The following is a 23,644-nucleotide window of genomic DNA, read 5'->3' on the forward strand; positions in this document are numbered from 1 at the left end:
GATCGTTGTACCGCACCGGGTGGCCCGGAACTTCGTTCGCCAATGTCCGGAAAACACGCCCCTTTTGGGGTGGGTGTGGTACGGCAGAACCGGAGGACGCGCAACGTGGCGCAGTCCACAGCGGACCGTCGCGGATCAAGCTGTCGTGACGGGGGGACGACCGGGACAATGCCACTGAATGGCTTTGTCGCCTTTTCCGGGCGGGTCGTTCGTGCCGCTGGGCACGCACGCTCGTTCTTCACTACGGGGCGGTCGGTGCGCCGTTCCGGGTGAGCTGGTCGTAGGGAGCACTAACCGATGGGCGAGGGGTACGCATGACGGACACCGGCCAGGTCCCCAGCGAGGGACTGCCGGAGAGCGCAGGCACGGTGGAACAGCCGGGCGTCTCCGCACCCGGCGCGTACGCCTACCTCTCCGAGACCACCGCCGAGGACGAGGACCTGTTGCTGCTGCCGGGCGCCCAGAGCGCCTGGGGCAACGAGGTCGCCCCGCCGGCGCCGGAGCCGGTCGTCGAGGCCGTCCACGAACCAGGCCCGCACGAGATGTCCGGCCGCGACAGCGGTTCCGTCGACCTCAGCGCGGTCCGCCTGCCCAACCCGACGCCCCCCTCGGCCCCGGTCGCGCCCCGCCGCCCCCTGCACCTCGGCCCGCCCATCCCCGACACCTCCGCCAGCCCGGTCCGCTCCCTGGCCGACCGCGGCCCGGCAGGCGCCCCGGTACGCCACCCCGGCCCGCCGACCACCGGCCCCGAATACCTCGACGTGCCCCCTCAGGGCGCCACGCCGTGGGACACCCAGGCCGTGGCGCAGGCCCAGGTGAGCGCGGCGGACACCCCTGCCGAAACGGTTGCTCCGGCAGCGGAGCCCACGGCCGGACCGGTGGGCGCCGCCCAGGCGGTCGTGACCCGGGTCGCGACGGAGGCGGTCGCTGCTACGGCTTCGCAGTCGGCGGAGGCGGGGGCGGCGGGGGCCGCCGCAGCGCCAGAGGCTGCCGAAGGCGGCGAGACCGCGGGCGTCGCCGCAGCGCCGCAGGGTGACGAGGACGGTGTGACTACGGACGTCGCCGAGGCCGGGCCCGCTGTGGCGCCGCTCGTCGAGGGCGACGCCGGCGGCGCGGGCCCGGAGGGTGCTGCCGAGGCGGAGGCCGAGGCCGGGACCGCGGAAGCCGCTGTTGCCGGGGCTGCGGCTGTTGCCGAATCCGAGCAGGTTGTCGGGGACGTCGCCGACGGTGCCTTGGCCACCGGACCGGTCGTGGAAGGTGCCGGGCAGGCGACCGGGGGTGCCGATGCGGGCGCCGAGACGGTTGCCGAGGGGGCTGTTCCGAGCGCCGACGTGGTTGCTGGGGGCGGTGTTCCCAGCGCCGATGTGGTGGCCGAAGCCGTTGCTCCGGGTGGGCCGGTTGTCGAGGGCACCGGTCAGGTGACTGAGGACGCTGCTCCCGGGGTCGGGCCCGTCGCCGACGGCGGTGCCGTGACCGGCGAGGCCGTGGCTCCCGAAGTTGCCACCGGCGGTGAGCCCGGGGACGCCGCTGTCGCTGAGGACAGCCAGTCCCTCGGCGAAGCCGCGGCTGTTGCCGCGCACGTGCCCGAAGCCGCCCCGGCCGCTGATGCCGGGACCACCACCGACGCCGTCCACGGGGAAGCCGCCCAGGCACCCGAGGCGGAGCAGAGCCCCGAGCCCGCGCACGCCTCGGCGGACAACGCCCCTGCGGGGGCGGGCGGTGCTGAGGAAGCTGTTGCCGAGGCCCCGCACGTCGGTGAGGGAGCCGTCGTCCCCGAGAACGCTCCGGCGCCGGAGGCCGTCGTACCCGAGACGCCGCAGGCAGCTGAGCAGGGCGTGACCGACACCACGCCTGCCGTCGAGGCCGTCGCCCAGGAGACCGCAGAGGGCGCCGAAGCGGCGCCGCCCGCAGCGGAGTCCGCCGCTGAGCAGGCGGCACCGGAGGCAGCACCCGCTCCCGAGGTGACCGCAGCCGCTGTGGAAGGGGCCGCTCCTGAGCCGTCCGCACCCGGCGCGGTCACGCCTGATGGTGAGCCGACCGCCCCGGGCGTACCCGCGCCTGCGTCTGTTGCGAGTGAAACCGGCTTGGCCACCTCTGATGGTGAGCCGACCGCCCCGGGCGTACTCGCGCCTGCGTCTCCTGCGTCCGCACCCGGCGTGGCCACGCCTGATGGTGAGCCGACCGCCCCGGGCGTACCCGTGCCTGCGTCTGCTGCGAGCGAACCCGGCGCGGTCACGCCTGAACCCGAGCCGACCGCCCCTGACGCCACCGTGCCGACGGCCGAGCAGTCCGCCCCTGACGCCACCGTCCCGACGGCCGAGCAGCCCGCCCTTGACGCCACCGTGCCGACGGCCGAGCAGCCCGCACCGGGCGCCGCCACCCCTGCGCCCGATGCGACCGCACCAGCCGCCGCCACCCCTGCGCCCGAGCCGACCACCCCCGCCCCAGCCACGCCTGCATCCGACCCCGCCCCAGCCACGCCTGCGTCCGAGGCGACCGAGCCCGGCGTGGTGGCTGCTGCCGAAGAAGCAGCGCCCGCCGCGGCCGGCCCTGTCACCGAGGCCGCCACCCCCGCTCCCGAGCCCGTGCTCTTCCCCGCGGCAGCCGGAACGGCCAGCCCGCCGCACCCCGTGGACAGCTCCGCGACCCACGCTGCGGACCCCTCCCTCGTGGCCACGGCCGAGTCGTCCTCGCAGACAGCGGACGCCGCCCGGCCCAACGCAGCCCCGCACCCCGGCCAGGGCCCCCAGCAGATGCCGGTGTCGGCCACCGCGCCCGCACAGCCCACCGCCCCCGCCCCGGACGCAGACCCGCACCTCGTGCACCCCCCGCAGCCCGAGCAGGCCGCCCACCCGGAGCGGGCCGCCCAGTCGGCGGACGCCGAAGCCGCCGACGTACAACAGCCGCCCGCCCACCCGGCGGAGCCCACCCCCGTCACCACCCCCGGCCTCGACGGGAACACCCCCGTCCTCCCCAGCGCCATCCCGACAGGACAGGAACAGAGCGGCCCCCTGGGCCAGTTCGTCCCGGTCGACGGCTCAGTGCCAACGACCCCGCACCTGGCCCCGACCCCGCCCCACCCCCCCACCCTCCCCCCGGAGGGACACGCGGCCACGGTCCCCGCCCCCCGCGCGGCCGACCCGGAGCCCGACCCCGACGTCGTACAGAACGCGGAGGACCTGGACACCAGGGCCGCCGACCAGGAAGAGAGCAAGGCCGCAGTGGAAGAAACGAGAGAGTCCACCGGCCCGGCCGCGCCCGCCTACGACGAAGCCGAGCGCGAGGCCGTCCTGAAGGTCATGCGTGAACGCCGAGACATCCGCAACGGCTTCCGCAGCGACCCCATCCCGCACGAGGTGCTGCTGCGCGTCCTGGAAGCGGCCCACACCGCACCCTCTGTGGGCCACTCCCAGCCCTGGGACTTCGTCGTCATCCGCTCCGCCGAGACCCGGCGCACGATGCACGAACTGGCCATGCGTCAGCGCGAGGCCTACGCGAAGTCCCTCCCGAAGGGCCGGGCGAAGCAGTTCAAGGAACTGAAGATCGAGGCCATCCTCGACACCCCGGTGAACATCGTCGTCACCGCCGACCCCACGCGCGGCGGCCGTCACACGCTCGGCCGTCACACTCAGCCGCAGATGGCCCCGTACTCCTCCGCGCTCGCGGTCGAGAACCTGTGGCTCGCGGCCCGCGCCGAGGGCCTCGGAGTCGGCTGGGTCAGCTTCTTCGACGAGCGCGAGATGGTCCGCGCCCTCGGCCTGCCCGAGCACCTGGAGGTCGTCGCCTACCTCTGCGTGGGGTACGTCGACGAGTTCCCGGACGAGCCCGAGCTGCTGCAGGCGGGCTGGTCCAAGCGCCGCCCGCTGTCGTGGGTGGTCCACGAGGAGACGTACGGCCGGCGCGCGCTGCCGGGGGAGCAGCCGCACGATCTGCTCGCGGAGACCGTCGCGCAGATCCGCCCCCTGGACGCCAAGGCGCTCGGCGAGGCCTGGGAGCGGCAGAAGCGCATGACCAAGCCGGCCGGAGCGCTCGGCATGCTGGAGATCATCTCCGCGCAGCTGTCCGGCCTGTCCCGCCAGTGCCCGCCGCCGATCCCGGAGCCCGCGGCAGTCGCGATCTTCGCCGGCGACCACGGTGTGCACGCGCAGGGGGTCACCCCGTGGCCGCAGGAGGTGACGGCCCAGATGGTCGCCAACTTCCTCGGCGGCGGCGCGGTCTGCAACGCGTTCGCCAGCCAGGTGGGCGCAGAGGTCTGCGTCGTGGACGTGGGGGTGGCGGCGGACCTCCCTGCGACCCCCGGCCTGTTGCCCCGCAAGGTCCGTGCGGGCACCTCCGACATGACCACCGGCCCCGCGATGACTCGCGAGGAGGCCAAGCAGGCCATCGAGGTGGGCATCGAGACGGCCCGCGACCTCGTGGCCGCCGGAAACAAGGCGCTGCTCACGGGCGAGATGGGCATCGCGAACACGACCGCGTCCGCGGCGCTGATCTCCGTCTTCACCGGCGCCGACCCCGCCGAGGTCACCGGCCGCGGCACCGGCATCAACGACGAGACCCTCGCCCGCAAGACCGAGGTCGTACGCCGTGCCCTCGACGTCCACCAGCCGGACCCCGCCGACCCCATCGGCGTCCTCGCCGCGATCGGCGGCTTCGAACACGCGGCGATGGTGGGCCTCCTCCTGGGTGGTGCTTCCCTGCGTACGCCGGTGATCCTCGACGGCGTCAGCGCCGGCGCCGCCGCCCTGGTGGCCCGCGCGATCGCCCCCGAGGTCCTCGCCGCCTGCATCGCCGGCCACCGCAGCGCGGAGCCGGGCCACGTGGCCGCGTTGAACAAGCTGGGCCTGCGCCCCCTGGTCGACCTCGACCTCCGCCTCGGCGAGGGCACGGGCGCCCTCCTGGCCCTCCCGTTGGTCCAGAGCACGGCCCGCGCCATGCACGAGGTGGCGACGTTCGACTCGGCTGGGGTGACCGAGAAGTAGGGGCGCCCGAAACGCACATGAGGGTGCCGGTACGGCAGTACCGGCACCCGTGTCGATGAACCGGTGGTGGTGGGCAGTCGTTCCTCCCCCAGTGCCTCAAGGGCCTGGGAGGTGCCCCCAGGCGGAACGGGTGGGCACAAGCACCCTCAGCCGTGCACCGGGCAACGACGCCCAGCCTCCGGACACCTGAGCCGCCGTCCCCACCCGCGCCGTAAAATCCGCACGTCAGGGCCACTGCACCACCACCCAGAGGAGCCACACCCTCATGGCCGAACACCCCGCATACCCGGTGGGCCTCCGCCTCACCGGCCGCCGAGTAGTCGTCCTCGGCGGCGGCCAGGTGGCCCAGCGCCGCCTCCCCGCCCTCATCGCAGCAGGCGCCGACATCCACCTCGTATCCCCCGAAGCCACCCCCTCCGTCGAAGCGATGGCGGACGCGGGCGAGCTCACCTGGCACCAGCGGCCCTACGCCGAAGGCGACCTCGCCGACGCCTGGTACGCCCTCATCGCCACCAGCGACACCGAGGCCAACACCCACGCCTCGGCCGAAGCGGAACGCCACCGCGTCTGGTGTGTCCGCTCCGACGACGCCGACCAGGCGACCGCCTGGACCCCCGCCACCGGAACCTCCGAGGGCGTCACGGTGGCCGTCCTCACCTCCGACGCCCGCGGCCGCGACCCCCGCCACACCGCCGCCATCCGCGACGCGGTCGTGGAGGGCCTGCGTGACGGCACTCTCGTCGCCCCCCACCACCGCACCCGCGCCCCGGGCGTGGCCCTCGTCGGCGGCGGCCCCGGCGACCCGGACCTGATCACGGTCCGCGGCCGTCGCCTCCTCGCCGAGGCGGACGTCGTCATCGCGGACCGCCTCGGCCCGCGCGACCTCCTCGCCGAACTGCCGCCCCACGTCGAGGTGATCGACGCGGCGAAGATCCCGTACGGCCGCTACATGGCGCAGGAGGCCATCAACAACGCGCTGATCGAGCACGCGAAGCAGGGCAAGTCGGTCGTACGTCTGAAGGGCGGCGACCCGTACGTCTTCGGCCGAGGCATGGAGGAGCTGCAGGCCCTGGCCGAGGCCGGCATCACCTGCACCGTCGTCCCGGGCATCTCCAGCTCGATCTCGGTTCCGAGCGCGGTCGGCATCCCGGTCACCCACCGCGGCGTCGCCCACGAGTTCACGGTGGTCAGCGGACATGTCGCCCCGGACGACGAGCGCTCCCTGGTCGACTGGCCCTCCCTCGCCAAGCTCACGGGCACGCTGGTGATCCTCATGGGCGTCGACAAGATCGGCAGGATCGCCGAGACGCTCGTCGCGCACGGGAAGTCGGCCGACACCCCGGTCGCCCTGGTCCAGGAGGGCACCACGGCCGCCCAGCGCCGGGTCGACGCGACCCTCGCCACGGTCGCGGAGACGGTCCGCACCGAGGATGTGAAGCCCCCGGCGGTCATCGTCATCGGCGAGGTCGTCACGGTGGGACCGCGGGCGACCGGGTAACCCCGGGTAACCCAGTCTGTACCAAGCCGTTGGCACCGCATCCAGGACAAGGCAGTATCACCCTGTGGCCGATCTCATCACCGTTGAGGATCCCGACGACCCGCGTCTGCGCGACTACACGGGCCTGACCGACGTCGAGCTGCGCCGCAAGCGCGAGCCCGCGGAGGGCCTGTTCATCGCCGAGGGCGAGAAGGTCATCAGAAGGGCCAAGGAAGCGGGCTACGAGATGCGCTCGATGCTGCTCTCGGCCAAGTGGGTCGACGTCATGCGTGACGTGATCGACGAGCTCCCGGCCCCCGTCTACGCGGTCAGCCCGGAGCTGGCCGAGCAGGTCACCGGCTATCACGTGCACCGCGGCGCGCTGGCGTCCATGCAGCGCAAGCCCCTGCCGACGGCGGCCGAACTGCTGCGGACCACCCGCCGCGTCGTCGTCATGGAGTCGGTCAACGACCACACCAACATCGGCGCGATCTTCCGCTCGGCCGCCGCACTCGGCATGGACGCGGTCCTGCTCTCACCGGACTGCGCGGACCCGCTCTACCGCCGTAGCGTGAAGGTCTCGATGGGCGCGGTCTTCTCGGTCCCGTACGCCCGCCTCGACACCTGGCCCAAGGGCCTCGACTCGGTCCGCGAGGCAGGCTTCACCCTGCTCGCCCTCACCCCCGACGAGAAGGCCAGGTCCCTCGACGAGGCGGCCCCCCACAAGATGGACCGGGTCGCCCTGATGCTCGGCGCCGAGGGCGACGGCCTGTCCACGCAGGCCCTGGTCGCCGCCGACGAATGGGTCCGCATCCCCATGTCCCACGGCGTCGACTCCCTCAATGTGGGCGCCGCGGCGGCGGTCGCCTTCTACGCGGTGGCGACGGGCCGCCCCACGGGTTAGGGCGGGTTGCTACGTCCCGCCTGCCCTGCGGGCGGGACGACGGGACTTTCGCCACCCCAGCCAGCCGCGTCGCCAACCTGTCCGAACTGCACACCTAGGGTCTTTCGTTTGGATCAGGCCGGACCCCGCGAGCCCGGCATGATCCAAACGAGAGGCCCTAGCCCCGCAGGCTCCGACCGCTCACCGTGGTACGGCGTCCTGTGGCACCTGCTCCTGCTGCGTCTGCTCGGAGTGTCCCTGGCGTACGACGTCACCGCCACCGCTGCCTCCGAGCCCCCGGGCCGGTCCCTGGCAGCCCTGCACCACGCCGATGCCGAGCGCCACGAGCAGCGTCACCACGACGAACACGAACAGCCGCTGCCGCAGCAGCCGCGGATTGGCCGGCCGGCGCCCGGTCCCCGTGGTCCTGGGGCCCGGACGACCGGTACCGCTGCGCGGCGCGGGACGGCTCCCGCTGCCGGGACGGGAGCGGGGGACCGGTGTGTTCCGTGAGGCGGGCGTGGGCCGCGCCCCCGACCGGGACGACGCAGCGCTCCCGCCCCGGGAAGCGCTGCCGCCCCGCGAGGCGCTGCCACTTCGTGACGGTGTGCCGCCCTGCGAGGGGCCGCCGCCGCGCGAGGGAGCCCCGCCGCCGCGCCCCGGCGCCGATCCGCGCGAGGGGGTGGCAGCCCCGCGGGGGGCCGGAGTCCCCGGCGCGACACCCGGTTGCCCCTGCGGACGCCGCTGGGCGCGGTCCGGGTACGTCGTGTCGTGAAGCCGCCCGGTGGGCCGGTCCGTCTCACCGGCGCGCGGCGCGGGCGGCCGCCCGTCCGACGGGCCCTGGGCCTCGCGGGCGGCGATCTCCTTCAGCCGCAGGGAGAGGTCGAGGGTGCTGGGCCGCTCCTCGGGGTCCTTGGCGAGACACGCCCGGACGAGCGGTGCCAGGGCGTCCGGCACGCCGTGCAGCTGTGCCTCCTCGTGCACGACGCGGTACAGCATCACCTCGGAACTGCCGTGCCCGAAGGGGGAGTCGGCCATCGAGGCGTAGGCGAGCGTGGCACCCAGCGAGAACACGTCGGTGGCCGGGGTGACCGCGGCTCCGCGCACCTGCTCCGGCGCGAGGAAGCCGGGGGAGCCGACCGCCGTGCCGACGTGGGTGAGCGTGGAGGCGCCGGTGGCCCAGGCGATGCCGAAGTCGATGATCCGCGGTCCCTTGGGGGAGAGCAGGATGTTGGACGGCTTCAGATCCCGGTGGACGACCCCGGCCTCGTGCACGGCGACCAGTCCTTCGGACAGGGCCGCCCCGATGGCGGCGACCTGCGCGGCCCCCAACGGCCCCTCGTCGGCGACCTTGTCGTGCAGGGAGGGCCCGGGCACGTACTGCGTGGCGAACCACGGCCGGTCGGCGTCCAGATCCGCCGCGACCAGCCGGGCGGTGCACCCACCCCTGATCCGTCGCGCGGCCGAGACCTCACGCGCGAACCGCGACCGGAACTCCTGATCCTCCGCCAGATCGGGCCGGATCACCTTCAGGGCGACCCGCTGTCCCTTCTTGTCGGAGCCCAGATAGACAACGCCCATCCCGCCCGCGCCGAGCCGTCGGTGAAGCTTGAACGAGCCGACGACGCGCGGGTCCTCGCGCCTCAGGCGCATCATCGCCATGTTCATCCCCGCTGCCCGGTCCGTGTGACGTGGCACAGCTTACGTTTCCACGGCCGCTCGCGCGCAGAGGCCGCGCCCTCTCGGCCCGGTCGATTGTCAGTGCCGGGTGGGAGACTTGAAGAGTGGTCAGGGAACGGGCGAACCGGGCGACTTCGCCCTGTCCATGACCTCAACCACCCGTCGACGAAGGGGGATTGGACGCGTGAAGGGTGATCGCGTGGAGATAGTCGTGGACGCAGGGGACACCACACGCACTTATGAGGTGGTGGCGAGCAGGGCGGGCCGCCGAGTGGAGACGGCGGTACGCCGGGGTGTGGTGGAAGTGAGCGAAGTCACCCGAAACGGATCGGTCGTGCGGACCGCCCGCTTCATGGCGAACCGGGTCCTGGCACTGGTGGAGCAGCCGGTTCCGCGCGAGGACAGCTCGGAAAAAGCGGGCCGGAGCGGACACCCCCTCCGGGAAGACCCCGAGACCTAGGCCCGCGTCTCCACCCAGAGGAGTACTCGGCAGGTCACGGCTCATCCTCCGGGAGGCCCGGCAATAGGTACGAGGGCATGACGACCCCGGAGTCCCCCGCGCCTAGATTTGATGTCAAGCGGCGGGTGCAGCACTCGTCCCCCGAGGTCAGACGCCCGCCGCTGCCAACGACAACGCAAGAACGGTCAGGAGAGGGACCATGGCCCACACGGCACCGCGGACGATGATCCGCCCCCAGGGACGCACCACGCGCCCCCGCCGCACGGGCCGCCGCCACCCCGTGGTGGCGACACTCATGGCTCTTCCCCTGGCGGCCCTTCTCCTCTTCGTCTTCGACGGCTGGGAGTCAGTGGCCACACAGGCGTCGTCCGTGGGTGCGATGCTGGGGCGCTGAGCGGCGACCCCAGGCCCGGAAGAGCGGTCCGGGCGGGGACATCCATCCATGAAACCCCGTGGGGACGGGGGTGCGGCGGACGGCAAAAATGCCGGCGCAGCTGGGGAGCTGCGCCGGCATTGCTTTTCCTTCTCCGCGCAGAGTGGACCCGCCGGCCAACTCGGCGAGGATGTCCCGGCCGCTCGGATGCCCGGCGTGTCCCAGACACAACGCGGCCTCCACCCGACGGCCGCCGTGCGCGTCGCAGCCGTGGGCCGGCGCCTGAAGACTGCCGACGGCCGCGTCGACCACGTCGTGCGGCAGCGCCGTGCCGCCGACTGGCTGGGCGACCTGTCGCAGTCGCGTGCTCCGGGGGCCGTCGCACGCTCCCGGAGGCACCGACGTACCGCTCATCGAGGGCACGACCGGCGGGCGCCGGGGGAGGGGAGCATCCACCACGGCCTCTTCGCCCGGCGACCCGCCGCAGCCCGTACCCTCACCAAGGAGCCCACCGCACACACAGCCGAGGGAGCACCATGCCAGTCACCCCCCTGCTCCCGGCCCTCACCGCCCGGGTGCGCAGCACCGCGCATCCCTCCCTCGACCACTGCGCCTGCGGGACCGACACCCTCGCCGACCGCCCCGACGCCACCGTGGTCCGCCACGCCGACACCGTCGCCAAGGCCCACGCCCCGGATACGAGCCCCGCCGACCTCGCCCTCCGCCTGGCCGTGGCCGCCCACCTCCCTGACATCCTCCTCGCCCCGCTCACCCCGAGCCCGATCGTCCTCCACGGTCGTCTCATCACCTTCTGGCCTTACGGCACCCCGGTCGACCCCCAGGACCCGGACGCCGCCCCCTGGGAAGCGGCGGGCACCCTCCTCGCCCACCTCCACCGCACCCCTACCCCGGCCCTGCCCACTCCGGCGCCGGGGCTTGGCCCGGGCCTGTCTATTCCGGCGCCGGGCCCCGTGCCGACCACGCTTCCTCCTGCACCGGGCCGTGCCCCGACCTTGGTTCCTCCTGCGCCCGGCCCCGTCCCGACACCGCCTCCTCCTCCGATGCGGGCGTCCGCCCCGACCACCCCGCTTCCCCCGATGCGCGGCCCCCTCAAAGCCGCCCGCGCGGTCGCCCGCCTGCACGCAGCCGGCCCCCACCCGGCGGCCGCTCCCGTCCTGCACGCCTGGGGCCTGCTGCCCCCGTGGGCCCGTGGGGAGGCTCCCATGCCCGACACCACGACCCTGTGCCACGGCGACCTCCACCTCGGCCAGCTCGTCCGCCATCCGGCCCCCGACGGACCCTGGCTCCTCATCGACGTGGACGACCTGGGTGTGGGCGTACCGGCCTGGGACCTCGCACGGCCCGCCGCCTGGTACGCCTGCGGACTGCTCCCGCCCGACGAGTGGACCCGGTTCCTCACCGCATACCGCGAGGCACACGGCCCCGCCCTGCCCGCCGAGGGCGACCCCTGGCCCGTCCTCGACGTCCCGGCCCGCGCCCTGACCGTGCAGACCGCGGCCCGCGCCCTCACGAAGGCGATCGCTCAGGACCGGCCGCTGGACGAGGTCGAGCAGTCACTTGTCGACGCCTGCGCCCGAATGCGTCCCGTCCCTCCCCAGTTGGTCCAGAATCCCGCGAAGTAGGGTGCAACCGACCGCAGCCGGACAGAGTCTGTCCTGGCGACATACGAAGCAGGACCGACCGGCGAGGAGTTGAGCCGACCATGCAGTGTCCGAAGTGCCACGCGCCGATGCACACGTACAACCGCAACGGCGTCCAGATCGAGCAGTGCAGCAACTGCCGAGGAATCTTCCTCGACTACGGCGAGCTGGAGGCACTCACCCGCCTCGAGTCCCAGTGGTCCCAGCCCGCCCCGCCGCCCCCGTCCGCCCCGCAGGCGTACCCGGCCGCCCCGCAGGCCCCCGCCTGGGGCGCCCCGCACGGCGGACACGGTGGACATGGCGGTCACTACGGCCACCAGCGCCACAAGAGCTTTGGGCACATGCTGTTCTCCAGCTGACCAACGCACGAAGAAGCCCCCAGCCATGAGGCTGGGGGCTTCGGTGTGTGGACGATACTGGGATTGAACCAGTGACCTCTTCCGTGTCAGGGAAGCGCTCTCCCGCTGAGCTAATCGTCCTCGGGACTGCGTGCGCGATACTGGGATTGAACCAGTGACCTCTTCCGTGTCAGGGAAGCGCTCTCCCGCTGAGCTAATCGCGCGGGCCGAAGCCATGAGGCTCCAGTGGACGATACTGGGATTGAACCAGTGACCTCTTCCGTGTCAGGGAAGCGCTCTCCCGCTGAGCTAATCGTCCTTGGAGGTGGAGACGGGATTTGAACCCGTGTAGACGGCTTTGCAGGCCGTTGCCTCGCCTCTCGGCCACTCCACCAGGAGTGCAGGGGTTCGGGAAGATCCCCTGGTTTCCTTCGAGCGGACGACGAGGTTCGAACTCGCGACCTCAACCTTGGCAAGGTTGCGCTCTACCAACTGAGCTACGTCCGCCTGTCGTTTCGGTCCGCTCCCGCGGCCCGGCGACGTGTTGAACTCTAGCGGATTCCTGGGCCAGCACAAAAACGCGTTTGTGCAGCGTGCTGCGCTACGTCCCCTCGATGACGAGGTCAGCGCACCCGACGGGCGTCCGAAGCACATCCGACGGGCAACAGGAGAAGACCCGACGGGCAACCGAAGAACACCCTACGGGCGTCCCCCACCACCCCGCGCGACCTCGCCACCTGGAGCCGGGAGCCACGCCGGGGCCACCCCCAGGACACCCGCCCTAGACTCGACATCGTGCCCCACCTGCCTCCCCTCGCCCGCTTCGGCGGCCGGGTCGCCACCGGTCTCCTCGATGTCACCGGCGACCCCGCGGCCCTCGACTCCACCGGCTTCTGGGCCGTCTGCGCCGACTACGAAGGCCGCCTGACCTGCGCCCGCTTCCGGGATGTGAGGGAGGAGCGCGTACCGCCGCCGATGCCGGGAAGGTGGCACGGACCGGCGGTGGGCGACTGGACGTCGTCGCTCGACCGCGCCGCGTACACGGCGGGGGTACGGCGCATCCGCGAGCACATCGCGGCCGGCGATGTCTACCAGGCGAACCTCTGCCGCGTCCTGTCCGCACCGGTCCGGCCCGACGCCGACGTGGACGCCCTCACGGCCCTGCTGGCCCGCGGCAACCCGGCACCGTACGCAGGAACGATTCGGCTGCCCGGCCACGGCGTCGAGACGGCCACCGCGTCCCCGGAACTCTTCCTGCGCCGCGACGGCCGGGTCGTCGAGTCGGGACCGATCAAGGGCACCGGGCGCACCGAGGCGGACCTCCTGGAGAAGGACTACGCCGAGAACGTGATGATCGTGGATCTCGTCCGCAACGACATCGGGCGGGTCTGCGCCACCGGCAGCGTGAGCGTCCCGGACCTCTGCGTCGTCGAGAAGCACCCCGGCCTCGTCCACCTCGTGTCGACGGTCCGCGGCGAGCTGCGCGACGGCGCGGGCTGGCCGGAACTCATCGACGCCGCCTTCCCGCCCGGCTCGGTCACCGGCGCGCCCAAGTCGAGCGCCCTGCGCATCCTCGACGCGCTGGAGACGGCGCCCCGTGGCCCGTACTGCGGCGGTATCGGCTGGGTCGACGCCGACCGGGGCACCGGAGAGCTGGCTGTGGGCATCCGCACCTTCTGGATCGACCGGAACTCGGGGGGCACGGCGGTCCTGCGCTTCGGCACCGGCGCCGGCATCACCTGGGGCTCGGACCCCGAGGGGGAGTGGCGGGAGACCGAACTGAAGGCGTCCCGGCTGCTCGCGATAGCGTCGGGAACGTATGAGGTGAGTGGAGAGGGACCGACGTGCTCTGCCGATCCGGGGGGCACCTCCCGGACCTCCGGCGGACCGCAGGTCCCCGGTACAACCTTGCGAGGTGGAGAGCAGTGAAGCTTTGGCTCGATGGCGGACTGCGGGACACCGAGTCCGCCCGCGTCTCCGTGTTCGACCACGGGCTGACCGTGGGCGACGGCATCTTCGAGACGGTGAAGACGACCGACGGGAAGCCCTTCGCGCTCACCCGCCACCTCGACCGGCTCACCCGATCCGCACGCGGCCTCGGCCTGCCCGACCCGGACCTCGACGAGGTCCGCCGCGCCTGCGCCGCCGTCCTGGAGGCCAACCCGATGCGGCTCGGCCGACTGCGCATCACCTACACCGGCGGCTACGGCCCGCTCGGCTCCGACCGCGGTGAGCACGGCCCCACGCTCGTGGTGGCCCTCGGCGAGACCACCCGCCGCCCCGACTCCACGGCCGTGATCACCGTCCCCTGGACCCGCAACGAGCGCGGCGCGCTCACCGGCCTGAAGACCACCTCGTACGCCGAGAACGTCGTAGCCCTGGCCCGCGCGCGCCAACACGGCGCATCCGAGGCGCTGTTCGCCAACACTGTCGGACAGCTCTGCGAGGGCACCGGCTCGAACGTCTTCGTCGTCCTCGACGGCGAGATCCACACCCCGCCGCTCGCCTCGGGCTGCCTCGCGGGCATCACCCGCGCCCTGGCCGTCGAGTGGACCGGAGCCAGGGAGACCGACCTGCCGCTGGACGTGCTCGAGCGGGCCGACGAGGTCTTCCTCACCTCCACCCTGCGCGACATCCAGGCCGTGCACCGCGTCGACGACCGCGAACTGCCGGGCGCGCCGGGCCCGGTGACCGCCAAGGCACTCCGCGTCTTCGACGAGCGTTCCGGCGACGACCAGGACCCGTAAGGGACGGAAGGCAAGATCCGTAAGGGGCGGAAAGCAAGACCTGTAAGAGCCACGAAAAAGAGGCTGACGTGCGTCCGCGTGGCGGGTAGAACTCCCCTGATGACCACGACCCTGCGGCCGACCGAGCCGCTTCAGCGTGCCGCCGACGGGGCGCTGTCCCGCCACTACCAGGTGTGCGTGAACAGCCGTCCCGTAGGAGCGATACACCTCTCTACGTCCCCTGCCTTCGGCCCTTCCGTCGCCCGGATCGACGACCTGCGCATCGAGGAGCCGGACCGCCGACGCGGCCGGGGCACCGTGGCGGCGCTCGCCGCCGAGGAAGTGGCACGGGGCTGGGGCTGCAAGCGCATCGAGATCAGGGTGCCCGCCGACGCCGGGACCGCCCTGCGGCTGGCGACGGCCCTCGGCTACGTCCACCGCAACTGCGGCATGGAGAAGCCCCTCGGCACCACCGCGCCCGACCTGCCCGTGGGCAGCCGGGGCCGGCTCATGACGGAGGCCGAGTTCGGGCAGTGGTCCGAGAAGGCCGTCGCGGGCTACGCCCAGGACCTGGCCGAGCGCGGCGTGTCCGATGACGAGGCGTGGGCCCGGTCGCGACGGGACCACGAGCAGCTGCTGCCGCAGGGGCTGGAGACGGAGGGCCTGATGCTCAGCGTCCTGGAGCACGAGGGCTCACAGGTCGGCACCCTCTGGGTGTCCTTCAAGGAGGACAAGGCCTTCATCTTCGGCGTCGAGACGGACGAACCCTTCCGCGGCCGCGGCCACGGCCGCTCCCTGATGCTGCTCGCCGAGGCCCAGGCCGTGGCCGCCGGCAAGCACGTGATCGCCCTCAACGTCTTCGCGGGCAACACACCCGCCGAGCGCCTCTACGCCTCACTCGGGTACGCGCCGGTGCAGTACTCGCTCTACAAGAACCTGCTGTGAGGCCGTCGCCTCCCCCCCGGCACCGCCCGCCGTCATGCGTCGAAGCGGAGACGGGAGGCCTCGATGTGAGCGAGGTGGCGTTGGGGCCCGTCACACATGGTGTCGACCGTGGCCCGCAGGGCTCGACCCGGCTCGGTAAGGGGGTCCGCCGGACCCGTCTCACCCCTGTTCGGCGAGCAGCCGGTCCGCGATCTGCTCGATGCGCTCGCGCAGCCCCTCCTGGCTCTTGCCGCCGTCGAGGCGTTCGCCGTCGATGACGTACGTGGGGGTGCCGGTCACGCCGATCGCCTTGCCCTCGGCCTGGTCGGCGTCCACGATCAGGATGTGCCGGCCGTCGATCAGCGCGGTGTCGAACTCCTCCGCGTTCAGGCCGAGTTCACGGGCCACTTCGACCAGGACGGGTTCTCCCTCACGGTCCAGCTCCTCGACCCGGCCGAGCACCGCCTCGACGTACGGCCACCCCTTGCCCTGCTCCACGGCCTCCTCGGCGGCCTGCGCTGCGGCGAAGGCGTGCTTGTGCTTCTCCAGCGGGAAGTGCCGCAGCCGCAGCTCCAGCCGGTCGCCGTAGCGCTCGCGCAGGGCGTGGAGGTCGGCCAGGGCGCTGCGGCAGTCGGGGCACTGGAGTTCGCACCACACGTCGAGAACGGCGGTCGGACGTACGGGTGCGGATGCGGGGGAGTCGCTCATGGTCACAGTCTCCCAGCCCCGCCTCCTCCACCCAACCGGGACGGCCACGGTGTCCGCTCCGGGGCCCGTAGGGGGTGTACGGCCTACCGGCACCTGCGGAGGAGCCGACCCGGAGATGTCCCTGATGTGCGGCCGGGGCGTGGCCCCTCGGGGTGCCGGAGGTGCAGGATGGAGGGGACGAAAGCGACGCATGCCGACGTCTGCCCGACCGCTCGCCCGCCCGACTGCCTGGAGGACCGGATGATTGCCGAGACCGTCTGTGCCGCCGTCTCCGCCGCCGGTCTGGGCATCGCGGTGGTCACAGCCTGGCGCAAGCGTTACCTCGCGGCCGCCCGTATCGCGGCCTACGCCCTCGTGCCGCTCGGCCTGGTGATGACCGGTGCCGTGGAGTGGGTCGCCGAAACCGCCTTCAGCCCCACGGCGTGGGCCGGCTTCGTCGTGCTCGGCGGGGCCTGGCTGTTGTTCACGACCACCCGGGCCGTGGAACGGCGCCGCGGCGGGACCCGCCGGGAGCGCAGGGCCGCCGCCCGGGCCGAGGCGCGGGGCGAGGCTGTGGCCCCGACGGCTTCCGCGCCCTCCCTGGGACAGGGCTCCCGGCCGGCGGCCAAGCCCGCCGCCGCGCCCCGCGGCGGCTCGGCGGACGACTTCAGCGACATCGAAGCGATCCTGAAGAAGCACGGCATATGACTCGCGCATGACCGCTGAAACGACACAGAACGCCCCGGCCCGAGCGGAAACGATCTCTTCCTGAAAGCCGACGCGCGGAATCCGGCGCACTCCCGTTCATTCGGGGGCCCGGATCGCGTCGACCGCGTCATCTGCGCCATCATCGCCGCGAGATGCTGGACACGACACAGAGCGATGCCGCGCCGCCTCAGGACGAGCCTCGCGGATGCCTTTTCGCCCTTTCCCAGCCACCGCTGATGATCTTCCTTGCGGTGATCGGGTGTCTGCTGCTCATCGCTTCGTTGCACGACCTGCTGTTGCTGTGAGCCCTACCCGCGGTCCCCGGCGCCACCCGCCGGGGCCGCGTCCACATCACCCCGGGACACCTGGCCCGGTCCTCACCCCGCCGCCTCCTTGCGGCGCGCCCGGTACGCGGCCACGTGCAGCCGGTTGCCGCAGGTGCGGCTGTCGCAGTACCGGCGTGAGCGGTTGCGGGAGAGGTCGACGAAGGCGCGTCGGCAGTCGGGCGCCTCGCAGCGCCGCAGGCGTTCCTGCTCCCCGGCCACCACGAAGAAGGCCAGCGCCATCCCGCAGTCGGCCGCCAGGTGGTCGGCGATGGAGGCACCGGGGGCGAAGTAGTGCACATGCCAGTCGTAGCCGTCATGGTCCGTGAGCCGGGGCGTGGTGCCCGCGGCGGCGACCAGCTCGTTGATCACCGTGGCGGCGCTCCGGGCGTCCTGCGCCGCGAAGACCGTGGCGAACCGCCCCCGGATCTTGCGCACCGCCGAGAGATCGAACTCCGAGAGCACCCCGACATCGCTGATGTCGTGGCTTCGTACGAATTCCGAGAGGGCCGCGACATCCGGCAGCCCGTCCGGGGTCGTGTCGTCCTCCGGAGCGGTGTTCACCAGATCCACCACGGAGTCGAGCGCACACCGGGTGTCGTGGGTGATCAGCACGTTTGGCTCCCTGGCCTGTGGGTCGGGCGGGTGCCCGCCGATGGTGGCCGATGGTAATGGCTCGGCGCGCCGGAGCACCCTCCAGACGGGGCAGCGACCCGCCTCACCACCGGTCGGAAGCCGCAGGGACGACAGGCGCCGTCACTGCGGTGTCCCACGGTGACGGCGCCTGCGCATGCCGTATGCGGTTGTCCGAGCCCGAGCCGTCTCCCCGAGTGGACGGCGCCGGGCGGCTCACAGAGGGCTTCGCCCTAGCTTTCCGCCAGGATGTGCGAGAGCTCCTGATCGAGATCGAAGTGGCGGTGCTCCGTGCCGGGGGGGACGGCGGCGTCCGTCCGCTTCAGGAACGACTCCAGGGCCCGCGCCGGGGCCTCGAGCAGGGCCTCGCCCTCAGGCGAACTCAGGGCGATGCAGACGACGCCCTGACCATGACTGCGCGACGGCCAGACACGGACGTCGCCGGTGCCGGTGGGCCGGTGGAGACCCTCGGCGAGGAGGTCGCGGGCGAACACCCACTCGACGGTCTCCTCGGCTCCGGTGTGGAAGGTGGCGTGCACGGCGTAGGGGTCGGCCGTGTCGTACCGCAGGCCTGCGGGGACAGGCAGGGAGGACTCGCTCGACACAACGAGGCGCAGGTGCAGCTCGCAGCTGACCGTGGTGTTCATAAGCGCCAGGGCCTTTCGCTCAGTGTGCGCTCGGGGATTCGCACGTCGGCGAAATCGACATGCCACCTACGGTGCCGTTGTAAACCCCTCTGAGTGTTTTGCGTGTGTTTACGTAACTCTTCCGGCCGAGTGTGCCTTCGCGCGGTACGGCCATTTCGGTGACCGGTTTCTCTCCGGTAGGGTTCGGATGCATGAACACGGGGAGTAACGGGCCGGGTGAGGTGGCCGTGGCGGCGGACGAGACGAATACCGACGGGTCGGCGGGGGAGCACGAGCAGGGGCTCGGCTCCAGGGCGCCGGAATTCATCAAGGCGCGCCGCATGCTGCACCTCAGCTGGCAGGTGGGCGTCTTCGTCATCGGACTCGCGGTCGTCGTGGCCGGCATCATCATGCTGCCCCTGCCCGGACCGGGCTGGGTCGTGATCTTCGGTGGCATGGCGATCTGGGCGACCGAGTTCGTCTGGGCCCAGCTGGTGCTGCGCTGGACCAAGCGCAAGGTCACCGAGGCGGCCCAGCGGGCCCTCGACCCGAAGGTGCGGCGCCGCAACATCACGCTGACCGTGATCGGGCTGGTGATCATCGCCGCCGTCGGCGGGTTCTACCTCTGGAAGTTCGGCCTCGTGATGCCGTGGAAGATCAAGGACCAGTGATCCGCAACGCGGGCGCGGGGGCCGCTCGTCGACGGTCGGCCGTGGTCACGGCCACTGCGTGACATGGGGTAATGTTCTTCCTGCGTCCGGGCGATTAGCTCAGTGGGAGAGCGCTTCGTTCACACCGAAGAGGTCACTGGTTCGAACCCAGTATCGCCCACCCGGAACACCGGCCCATCTGCGAGACAGCAGGTGGGCCGCTGTCGTACACGGGTACGGAAAGCGTCTGTCGGCCTCGTCGCGAGAGCGCCGGCGCGCTCGAGCTGCCCCGCCCGTCGTGGCGCGACCCGTACACCCCTCGGGGTCCCGGGAGCGCCCCCCTTCCCAGGCGCGCCGCCGTGGCAGCCATGCCACACCCCAAACGCGCCCCCACCCCCTCCAGCCCCACCGTCCCCTCCCATCCCCTCCCATCCCCAAGTCCCCATCCCGCAGGCGACTTTCAGCCGGAAGGCAAGCTCCTTCATCGGCCGCTCACTCGTTCGACCCACTGGCCGCACCCCCCTCACCTGCGCCATTGCCGCGCCCGCCGAGGTATCCCTCCCCGTGGCCCTGTCCGGCCGCCTCTGCGCCCCCCAAGAAATTCCTGTCCGAATCATTGACGCACCCTCAAGCCCTCCGTAACTTGTGCCAGCAAGCGCTTACTTGAAACGATTCATGCAAGCGGTGACGCTGCGGGGAGGGCCCGACTGTGGGAACCAGCAGGAATGTTGAGAGGCGTACGATCCTGAAGGCGGCCGGTGCCACGGCGGCCACGCTCGGGCTGGCCGCGACGACCGGTTGCGGCGGTGACAGTGGCACCTCGTCGGACGGAACGGTGACGATCCGTTACGCGTGGTGGGGAGCCGAGGACCGCGCGGAGCGCATCAACAAGACCATCGCGCTCTTCGAGAAGAAGTATCCGAAGATCAAGGTCAAGACGGACTTTCAGCCCTATCTCGACTTCTGGAAGAAGTTCAACACGCAGGCCTCCGGCGGCAATCCGCCGGACGTCTTCCAGAATGCGATTGGATTCCTGCGGAAATACGACGCGAAGAACGTCCTGCTCGATCTGAGCGAGCAGGTCAAGGCGGGCAACCTCGACATGAGCGGCTTCCGGGCCGGCCTGGACAAGTTCGGCGAGATCGACGGCAAGCTCCTCGGCGTCCCGGTCGGCTCGAACTCGATGGCCCTGGTGATCGACAAGCACGTCTACACCAGGGCGGGCGTGAAGCCGGAGCAGGGCTGGACCTGGGACGACTACCACGCGGCGATGGTGAAGATCCACGACAAGACGGGCCGCGCCGGTGACACCGGCCCGTACAACATCATGTATCTCTACGACCTCTACCTGCGCCAGAACGGCAAGGCGTTCTTCACCGAGGACGGACTCGGCTTCGCCGAGGCGGACCTCACGGACTGGTGGACGAAGGCCAAGAAGGGGGTCGACGAGGGCATCTACGCCAACCAGAAGAAGGTCGCCCAGATCAAGCCCAAGTCGGCGCTCGCCGCGGAGCTCTCCGGTGGCGAGTTCACCTGGGACAACTTCACCGTCCGCTACACCGCCGAAGGCAAGAGCGAGTACGGCCTGGCGCCCATCCCCACCACGGACGGCAAGAAGACCGGCCAGTACCTCGGCTCCCTGATGCTCAGTGCCTCCAAGCGCACCAAGCACCCCAAGGAAGTCGCCCAGTTCATCTCCTTCATGGTGCACGACCCCGAGGTCGCCAAGATCATGGGCTACGACCGAGGTGTGCCCGCGACGCAGGCCCAGTTCGACGCGTTCAAGCCGACCGACGAGGTCAACAAGGCGATCGCCGCCTACGAGACCTCCCTCGTCGAGGCGGGCGTCCTGGAGCCCATCACACCGCACCCGAACGGCGCGGACATCTGTGAGTCCGCGTTCCTGCGCATCGGTGAGGAACTCGGCCTGGGCAAGCGGTCGGTGGACGACGCCGTCAAGCAGTTCTTCACCGAGTCGAAGACGGCTCTCAGCAGCTGATGGGAACCACCGTGACGCACGCCCCTGCGATGGAGGACCTGTCCAAGGACTCCGAGCCGCGGCACGGTCCGGTGAAGCCCGTGCGCCCCGCCGCCCTCAAGCGGCGGCGGCGCCGGGAGAACCTGGCCGGCTATCTCTTCATGTCCCCCTGGATCGCCGGTTTCCTGCTGCTGACGGCAGGGCCGATGGCCGCCTCGCTCTACTTCGCCTTCACCGACTACAACCTCTTCGACGCGCCCAAGTGGATCGGCCTCGACAACTTCTCCGAGATGTTCGGCGATCCGCGCTGGCGCCACTCGGTGCAGGTGACGCTGTGGTACGTCGTCGTCGGTACGCCGCTCAAGCTGCTCGCGGCCCTCGGCGTGGCGCTGCTCCTGGCACAGAAGCGGCGGGGGCAGGCCTTCTACCGGGCCGCCTTCTACGCGCCGTCGCTGATCGGTGCGAGCGTCTCCGTGGCCATCGTCTGGAAGGCGATCTTCTCGGACGACGCGATCGTCGACCGTACGCAGAAGCTCTTCGGGATAGACGTCGGCGGCTGGACCGGCGACCCGGACCTGATCATCTACAGCCTGGTGGCGCTCACCGTCTGGCAGTTCGGCGCCCCCATGGTCATCTTTCTCGCCGGCCTCAAGCAGGTCCCGCGTGAGCTGTACGAGGCGGCCGAGGTCGACGGGGCCGGCAAGCTGCGCCGGTTCTGGAACATCACCCTGCCGATGATCTCCCCGGTCCTCTTCTTCAACGTCCTGCTGGAGACGATCCACTCGTTCCAGATCTTCAGCTCGGCGTACATCGTCGGTGGTGGCGCCGGAGGCAGCGCCTGTGGTCCGGCGGACGGTTCGATGGTCTACACCTGCTACCTCTATGTCCAGGGCTTCGAGAACAGCCGGATGGGCCTGGCCTCCGCCATGGCGTGGATGCTGCTCGTCGCGGTCGCCCTGGTGACGGCGGTGCTGTTCTGGTCCCAGAAGCGCTGGGTGCACTACGAGGAGGGCGCCTGATGAGCGCGCAGGCCACCGACATCACCCCCGCCCGCTCCACGAAGTCGGGCAACTTCCGTCGGAAGCTGCCCGGCTCCCTCGCCTGGCACGTCGGCGCCCTCGTGATCCTCGCGGTGATCCTCTATCCGGTGCTCTGGGTCATCGGCGGCTCCTTCAAGAAGAGCGAGGACATCATCGGCAGCCTGGATCTCTTCCCGGGCGACCCGATCACCTCGAACTACACGGGGCTCACCGACGGCATCGCGGACATCTCCATCTCCACGTTCTTCGTCAACTCACTCACGCTCGCGATGGGTTCGGTGATCGGGATCCTGCTGTCCTGCTCGCTGACCGCGTACGCCTTCGCGAAAATCAAGTTCGCGGGCCGCAATCTGCTCTTCACGCTGATGATCGGCACGCTCCTGTTGCCGTACCACGTGCTGTTGATCCCGCAGTACGTGCTGTTCCGCAACATGGAGATGATCAACACCTACACCCCGCTGCTGCTCGGAAAGTACCTGGCCACGGAGGCGTTCTTCGTCTTCCTGATGGTGCAGTTCATGCGCAATCTGCCCAAGGAGCTCGACGAGGCCGCCCGCCTCGACGGCTGCGGACACTTCCGCATCTACTGGTCGATCGTGCTGCCGCTGTGCCGTCCGGCTTTGATCACCAGCGCGATCTTCACCTTCATCAACTCCTGGAACGACTTCATGGGCCCGCTGATCTACCTCAACGAGCCCGACAAGTACACGGTCTCCCTCGGTCTGAAGATGTTCGTGGACCAGGACGCCGTGGCCAACTACGGCGGCATGATCGCCATGTCGCTGGTGGCGCTGCTGCCGGTGCTGGCCTTCTTCCTCGCCTTCCAGCGCTATCTCATCGACGGCATGGCGACCTCCGGACTGAAGGGCTGAGGCGGTCACGATGGCCCAGGCACGCGTGAAGGCGCGCAAGGAGTCGGTCGTCGCCGAGCGGTTCGCCGTGTTCGCCGAGTGTCTGCTCACCGGGGTGTGGATCGCGGTCGCCTCGCTGGGCGTGGTCACCTACCCGGCCGCCTTCGCCGCCGGCGCGCGGCACCTGCGCCGTCGTACGGCTCACGAGGGCGGCGGCTGGCGGGAGTTCGTCGCCGACTTCCGGGCCGCCCTGCGCGGGGGGTGGCTCGCCGGGGTCGCCGGGTGGGCCGCGGCGGCCGCGGTCTGGGTGGACGTCCAGGCCTCGCGCTCCGGGCTGCCCGGTGGGCCGCTGGTCGGGGCCGTAGGACTGTTCGCCCTCATCGGGCTCACCGTCGCCGGGCTGCGCGCGTCGGCGACGTGGACACCGGGGGCGAGGTGGCGGACGCTGCTCGCCCAGGCCGGGCGTCGCACCGTCCTGGACCCCGCCGGGTCCTTCCTGATCATCACCGGGCTGGCCGTCGTGGCGCTGTCCGCCTGGTTCATCGCGCCGCTGGCGGTCCCCGTCCTGGGGGCCGTCGCGGCGGCGGCCATCGCCGTGGAGGAGCGGTACCGGCACCGCTGACGGACGGTGCCCTCACAGCAAGGTC

General features: G+C 71.5%; 21 protein-coding genes, 6 tRNA genes and 1 pseudogene. 18 read left to right on the top strand and 10 right to left on the bottom strand.

The genetic code is table 11. The features are described 5' to 3' along the window. Positions 1 to 314 precede the first annotated feature (314 nt). The 3 genes from cobT (at position 315) to AC067M_RS14180 (ending at position 7,360) form a co-directional block, all read left to right on the top strand. Entirely contained in the window at positions 315 to 4,979 is a 4,665-nt protein-coding gene (cobT, locus tag AC067M_RS14170) for a nicotinate-nucleotide--dimethylbenzimidazole phosphoribosyltransferase (RefSeq protein ID WP_478697281.1), read from the top strand. 265 nt (positions 4,980 to 5,244) lie between these two features. Continuing rightward, positions 5,245 to 6,477, top strand: coding sequence for a uroporphyrinogen-III C-methyltransferase (cobA, locus tag AC067M_RS14175; RefSeq protein WP_478697282.1), 1,233 nt, complete (start codon positions 5,245 to 5,247; stop codon positions 6,475 to 6,477). A gap of 64 nt (positions 6,478 to 6,541) precedes the next feature. Then, positions 6,542 to 7,360, top strand: a complete 819-nt coding sequence (locus AC067M_RS14180; RefSeq protein ID WP_478697283.1) for a TrmH family RNA methyltransferase — start codon at positions 6,542 to 6,544, stop codon at positions 7,358 to 7,360. Between the two features lie 180 nt (positions 7,361 to 7,540). Here AC067M_RS14180 and AC067M_RS14185 read toward each other — a convergent pair whose 3' ends face one another. Beyond that, positions 7,541 to 9,007 carry a serine/threonine-protein kinase gene (locus tag AC067M_RS14185; protein WP_478697343.1) on the bottom strand — a complete coding sequence of 489 codons (1,467 nt, stop codon included), beginning with the start codon at positions 9,005 to 9,007 and terminating at the stop codon, positions 7,541 to 7,543. A 196-nt stretch (positions 9,008 to 9,203) separates the two neighbouring features. On the opposite strand from AC067M_RS14185, the gene AC067M_RS14190 reads away from it, so the two are divergent. From AC067M_RS14190 to AC067M_RS14205, 4 genes are all read left to right on the top strand, one after another. Then, positions 9,204 to 9,479: a hypothetical protein gene (locus AC067M_RS14190; protein ID WP_478697284.1), complete on the top strand. Its 276-nt coding sequence runs from the start codon at positions 9,204 to 9,206 to the stop codon at positions 9,477 to 9,479. 199 nt (positions 9,480 to 9,678) lie between these two features. Next, the gene (locus AC067M_RS14195) at positions 9,679 to 9,873 is read left to right on the top strand and encodes a hypothetical protein (RefSeq protein WP_393625457.1); all 195 of its coding nucleotides are present in this window, start codon (positions 9,679 to 9,681) and stop codon (positions 9,871 to 9,873) included. Positions 9,874 to 10,388: 515 nt separating this feature from the next. Next, a complete protein-coding gene (locus AC067M_RS14200) occupies positions 10,389 to 11,495 on the top strand; it encodes a phosphotransferase family protein (RefSeq protein ID WP_478697285.1) in 1,107 nt (368 codons plus the stop codon). An 80-nt stretch (positions 11,496 to 11,575) separates the two neighbouring features. Beyond that, positions 11,576 to 11,872 (top strand): TFIIB-type zinc ribbon-containing protein, encoded by a 297-nt coding sequence (locus AC067M_RS14205; protein WP_478697286.1) that lies wholly within the window; start codon positions 11,576 to 11,578, stop codon positions 11,870 to 11,872. Between the two features lie 48 nt (positions 11,873 to 11,920). On the opposite strand, the gene AC067M_RS14210 is transcribed toward AC067M_RS14205, so the two are convergent. The 5 genes from AC067M_RS14210 to AC067M_RS14230 form a co-directional block, all read right to left on the bottom strand. Beyond that, positions 11,921 to 11,992: transfer RNA gene (locus AC067M_RS14210), tRNA-Val, on the bottom strand. A gap of 11 nt (positions 11,993 to 12,003) precedes the next feature. Then, positions 12,004 to 12,075: transfer RNA gene (locus tag AC067M_RS14215), tRNA-Val, on the bottom strand. A gap of 23 nt (positions 12,076 to 12,098) precedes the next feature. Beyond that, positions 12,099 to 12,170 (bottom strand) — tRNA-Val (locus AC067M_RS14220). A gap of 1 nt (position 12,171) precedes the next feature. Next, positions 12,172 to 12,245: transfer RNA gene (locus AC067M_RS14225), tRNA-Cys, on the bottom strand. A gap of 40 nt (positions 12,246 to 12,285) precedes the next feature. Then, positions 12,286 to 12,358: transfer RNA gene (locus AC067M_RS14230), tRNA-Gly, on the bottom strand. A gap of 288 nt (positions 12,359 to 12,646) precedes the next feature. Here AC067M_RS14230 and AC067M_RS14235 point away from each other — a divergent pair. From AC067M_RS14235 to AC067M_RS14245, 3 genes are all read left to right on the top strand, one after another. Continuing rightward, the gene (locus tag AC067M_RS14235; protein WP_478697287.1) at positions 12,647 to 13,780 is read left to right on the top strand and encodes a chorismate-binding protein; all 1,134 of its coding nucleotides are present in this window, start codon (positions 12,647 to 12,649) and stop codon (positions 13,778 to 13,780) included. Further along, positions 13,777 to 14,598, top strand: a complete 822-nt coding sequence (locus AC067M_RS14240; RefSeq protein WP_478697288.1) for an aminotransferase class IV — start codon at positions 13,777 to 13,779, stop codon at positions 14,596 to 14,598. The genes AC067M_RS14235 and AC067M_RS14240 overlap by 4 nt, the downstream gene beginning before the upstream one ends. Positions 14,599 to 14,697: 99 nt before the next feature. Beyond that, entirely contained in the window at positions 14,698 to 15,522 is an 825-nt protein-coding gene (locus AC067M_RS14245) for a GNAT family N-acetyltransferase (RefSeq protein WP_478697289.1), read from the top strand. Between the two features lie 32 nt (positions 15,523 to 15,554). On the opposite strand, the pseudogene AC067M_RS14250 reads toward AC067M_RS14245, so the two are convergent. Beyond that, positions 15,555 to 15,662: pseudogene (locus tag AC067M_RS14250) on the bottom strand (winged helix-turn-helix transcriptional regulator); the annotation flags it as partial. 19 nt (positions 15,663 to 15,681) lie between these two features. Next, positions 15,682 to 16,209 carry a DsbA family protein gene (locus AC067M_RS14255; protein ID WP_478697290.1) on the bottom strand — a complete coding sequence of 176 codons (528 nt, stop codon included), beginning with the start codon at positions 16,207 to 16,209 and terminating at the stop codon, positions 15,682 to 15,684. Between the two features lie 240 nt (positions 16,210 to 16,449). On the opposite strand from AC067M_RS14255, the gene AC067M_RS14260 reads away from it, so the two are divergent. Both AC067M_RS14260 and AC067M_RS14265 read left to right on the top strand, forming a co-directional pair. Continuing rightward, entirely contained in the window at positions 16,450 to 16,896 is a 447-nt protein-coding gene (locus tag AC067M_RS14260; RefSeq protein ID WP_478697291.1) for a hypothetical protein, read from the top strand. A 152-nt stretch (positions 16,897 to 17,048) separates the two neighbouring features. Next, the gene (locus AC067M_RS14265) at positions 17,049 to 17,201 is read left to right on the top strand and encodes a hypothetical protein (RefSeq protein WP_166662397.1); all 153 of its coding nucleotides are present in this window, start codon (positions 17,049 to 17,051) and stop codon (positions 17,199 to 17,201) included. Positions 17,202 to 17,273: 72 nt separating this feature from the next. Here the strand turns inward: AC067M_RS14265 and AC067M_RS14270 are convergent, their stop codons facing one another. Beyond that, positions 17,274 to 17,834 carry a CGNR zinc finger domain-containing protein gene (locus AC067M_RS14270; RefSeq protein ID WP_478697292.1) on the bottom strand — a complete coding sequence of 187 codons (561 nt, stop codon included), beginning with the start codon at positions 17,832 to 17,834 and terminating at the stop codon, positions 17,274 to 17,276. Positions 17,835 to 18,085: 251 nt separating this feature from the next. Next, positions 18,086 to 18,499, bottom strand: a complete 414-nt coding sequence (locus tag AC067M_RS14275; protein WP_004002642.1) for an SsgA family sporulation/cell division regulator — start codon at positions 18,497 to 18,499, stop codon at positions 18,086 to 18,088. 191 nt (positions 18,500 to 18,690) lie between these two features. Between AC067M_RS14275 and AC067M_RS14280 the strand changes: the two genes are divergently transcribed. The 6 genes from AC067M_RS14280 to AC067M_RS14305 all read left to right on the top strand — a co-directional run bounded on the left by AC067M_RS14280 (position 18,691) and on the right by AC067M_RS14305 (position 23,619). Next, complete coding sequence (locus AC067M_RS14280; protein ID WP_478697293.1) at positions 18,691 to 19,149, top strand: TIGR02611 family protein; 459 nt, start codon at positions 18,691 to 18,693, stop codon at positions 19,147 to 19,149. An 88-nt stretch (positions 19,150 to 19,237) separates the two neighbouring features. Next, positions 19,238 to 19,309 (top strand) — tRNA-Val (locus tag AC067M_RS14285). Positions 19,310 to 19,837: 528 nt separating this feature from the next. Further along, positions 19,838 to 21,127, top strand: coding sequence for an ABC transporter substrate-binding protein (locus AC067M_RS14290; protein ID WP_478697294.1), 1,290 nt, complete (start codon positions 19,838 to 19,840; stop codon positions 21,125 to 21,127). Further along, a complete protein-coding gene (locus tag AC067M_RS14295; RefSeq protein ID WP_478697295.1) occupies positions 21,127 to 22,125 on the top strand; it encodes a carbohydrate ABC transporter permease in 999 nt (332 codons plus the stop codon). Before AC067M_RS14290 ends, AC067M_RS14295 begins: the two co-directional genes overlap by 1 nt. Next, positions 22,125 to 23,018 carry a carbohydrate ABC transporter permease gene (locus tag AC067M_RS14300; RefSeq protein WP_478697296.1) on the top strand — a complete coding sequence of 298 codons (894 nt, stop codon included), beginning with the start codon at positions 22,125 to 22,127 and terminating at the stop codon, positions 23,016 to 23,018. Before AC067M_RS14295 ends, AC067M_RS14300 begins: the two co-directional genes overlap by 1 nt. Before the next feature lie 10 nt (positions 23,019 to 23,028). Beyond that, entirely contained in the window at positions 23,029 to 23,619 is a 591-nt protein-coding gene (locus AC067M_RS14305; RefSeq protein WP_478697297.1) for a hypothetical protein, read from the top strand. The last annotated feature ends 25 nt before the right edge of the window (positions 23,620 to 23,644 follow it).

Source organism: Streptomyces sp. NPDC043427, assembly GCF_056436655.1.

Excerpts from the sequence above, each read along its gene's own strand:
- cobT (WP_478697281.1), top strand. The coding sequence starts at position 315 with ATGACGGACACCGGCCAGGTCCCCAGCGAGGGACTGCCGGAGAGCGCA.
- cobA (WP_478697282.1), top strand. The coding sequence starts at position 5,245 with ATGGCCGAACACCCCGCATACCCGGTGGGCCTCCGCCTCACCGGCCGC.
- AC067M_RS14185 (WP_478697343.1), bottom strand. The coding sequence starts at position 9,007 with ATGAACATGGCGATGATGCGCCTGAGGCGCGAGGACCCGCGCGTCGTC.
- AC067M_RS14195 (WP_393625457.1), top strand. The coding sequence starts at position 9,679 with ATGGCCCACACGGCACCGCGGACGATGATCCGCCCCCAGGGACGCACC.
- AC067M_RS14200 (WP_478697285.1), top strand. The coding sequence starts at position 10,389 with ATGCCAGTCACCCCCCTGCTCCCGGCCCTCACCGCCCGGGTGCGCAGC.
- AC067M_RS14205 (WP_478697286.1), top strand. The coding sequence starts at position 11,576 with ATGCAGTGTCCGAAGTGCCACGCGCCGATGCACACGTACAACCGCAAC.
- AC067M_RS14245 (WP_478697289.1), top strand. The coding sequence starts at position 14,698 with ATGACCACGACCCTGCGGCCGACCGAGCCGCTTCAGCGTGCCGCCGAC.
- AC067M_RS14255 (WP_478697290.1), bottom strand. The coding sequence starts at position 16,209 with ATGAGCGACTCCCCCGCATCCGCACCCGTACGTCCGACCGCCGTTCTC.
- AC067M_RS14260 (WP_478697291.1), top strand. The coding sequence starts at position 16,450 with ATGATTGCCGAGACCGTCTGTGCCGCCGTCTCCGCCGCCGGTCTGGGC.
- AC067M_RS14265 (WP_166662397.1), top strand. The coding sequence starts at position 17,049 with ATGCTGGACACGACACAGAGCGATGCCGCGCCGCCTCAGGACGAGCCT.
- AC067M_RS14275 (WP_004002642.1), bottom strand. The coding sequence starts at position 18,499 with ATGAACACCACGGTCAGCTGCGAGCTGCACCTGCGCCTCGTTGTGTCG.
- AC067M_RS14280 (WP_478697293.1), top strand. The coding sequence starts at position 18,691 with ATGAACACGGGGAGTAACGGGCCGGGTGAGGTGGCCGTGGCGGCGGAC.
- AC067M_RS14295 (WP_478697295.1), top strand. The coding sequence starts at position 21,127 with ATGGGAACCACCGTGACGCACGCCCCTGCGATGGAGGACCTGTCCAAG.
- AC067M_RS14300 (WP_478697296.1), top strand. The coding sequence starts at position 22,125 with ATGAGCGCGCAGGCCACCGACATCACCCCCGCCCGCTCCACGAAGTCG.
- AC067M_RS14305 (WP_478697297.1), top strand. The coding sequence starts at position 23,029 with ATGGCCCAGGCACGCGTGAAGGCGCGCAAGGAGTCGGTCGTCGCCGAG.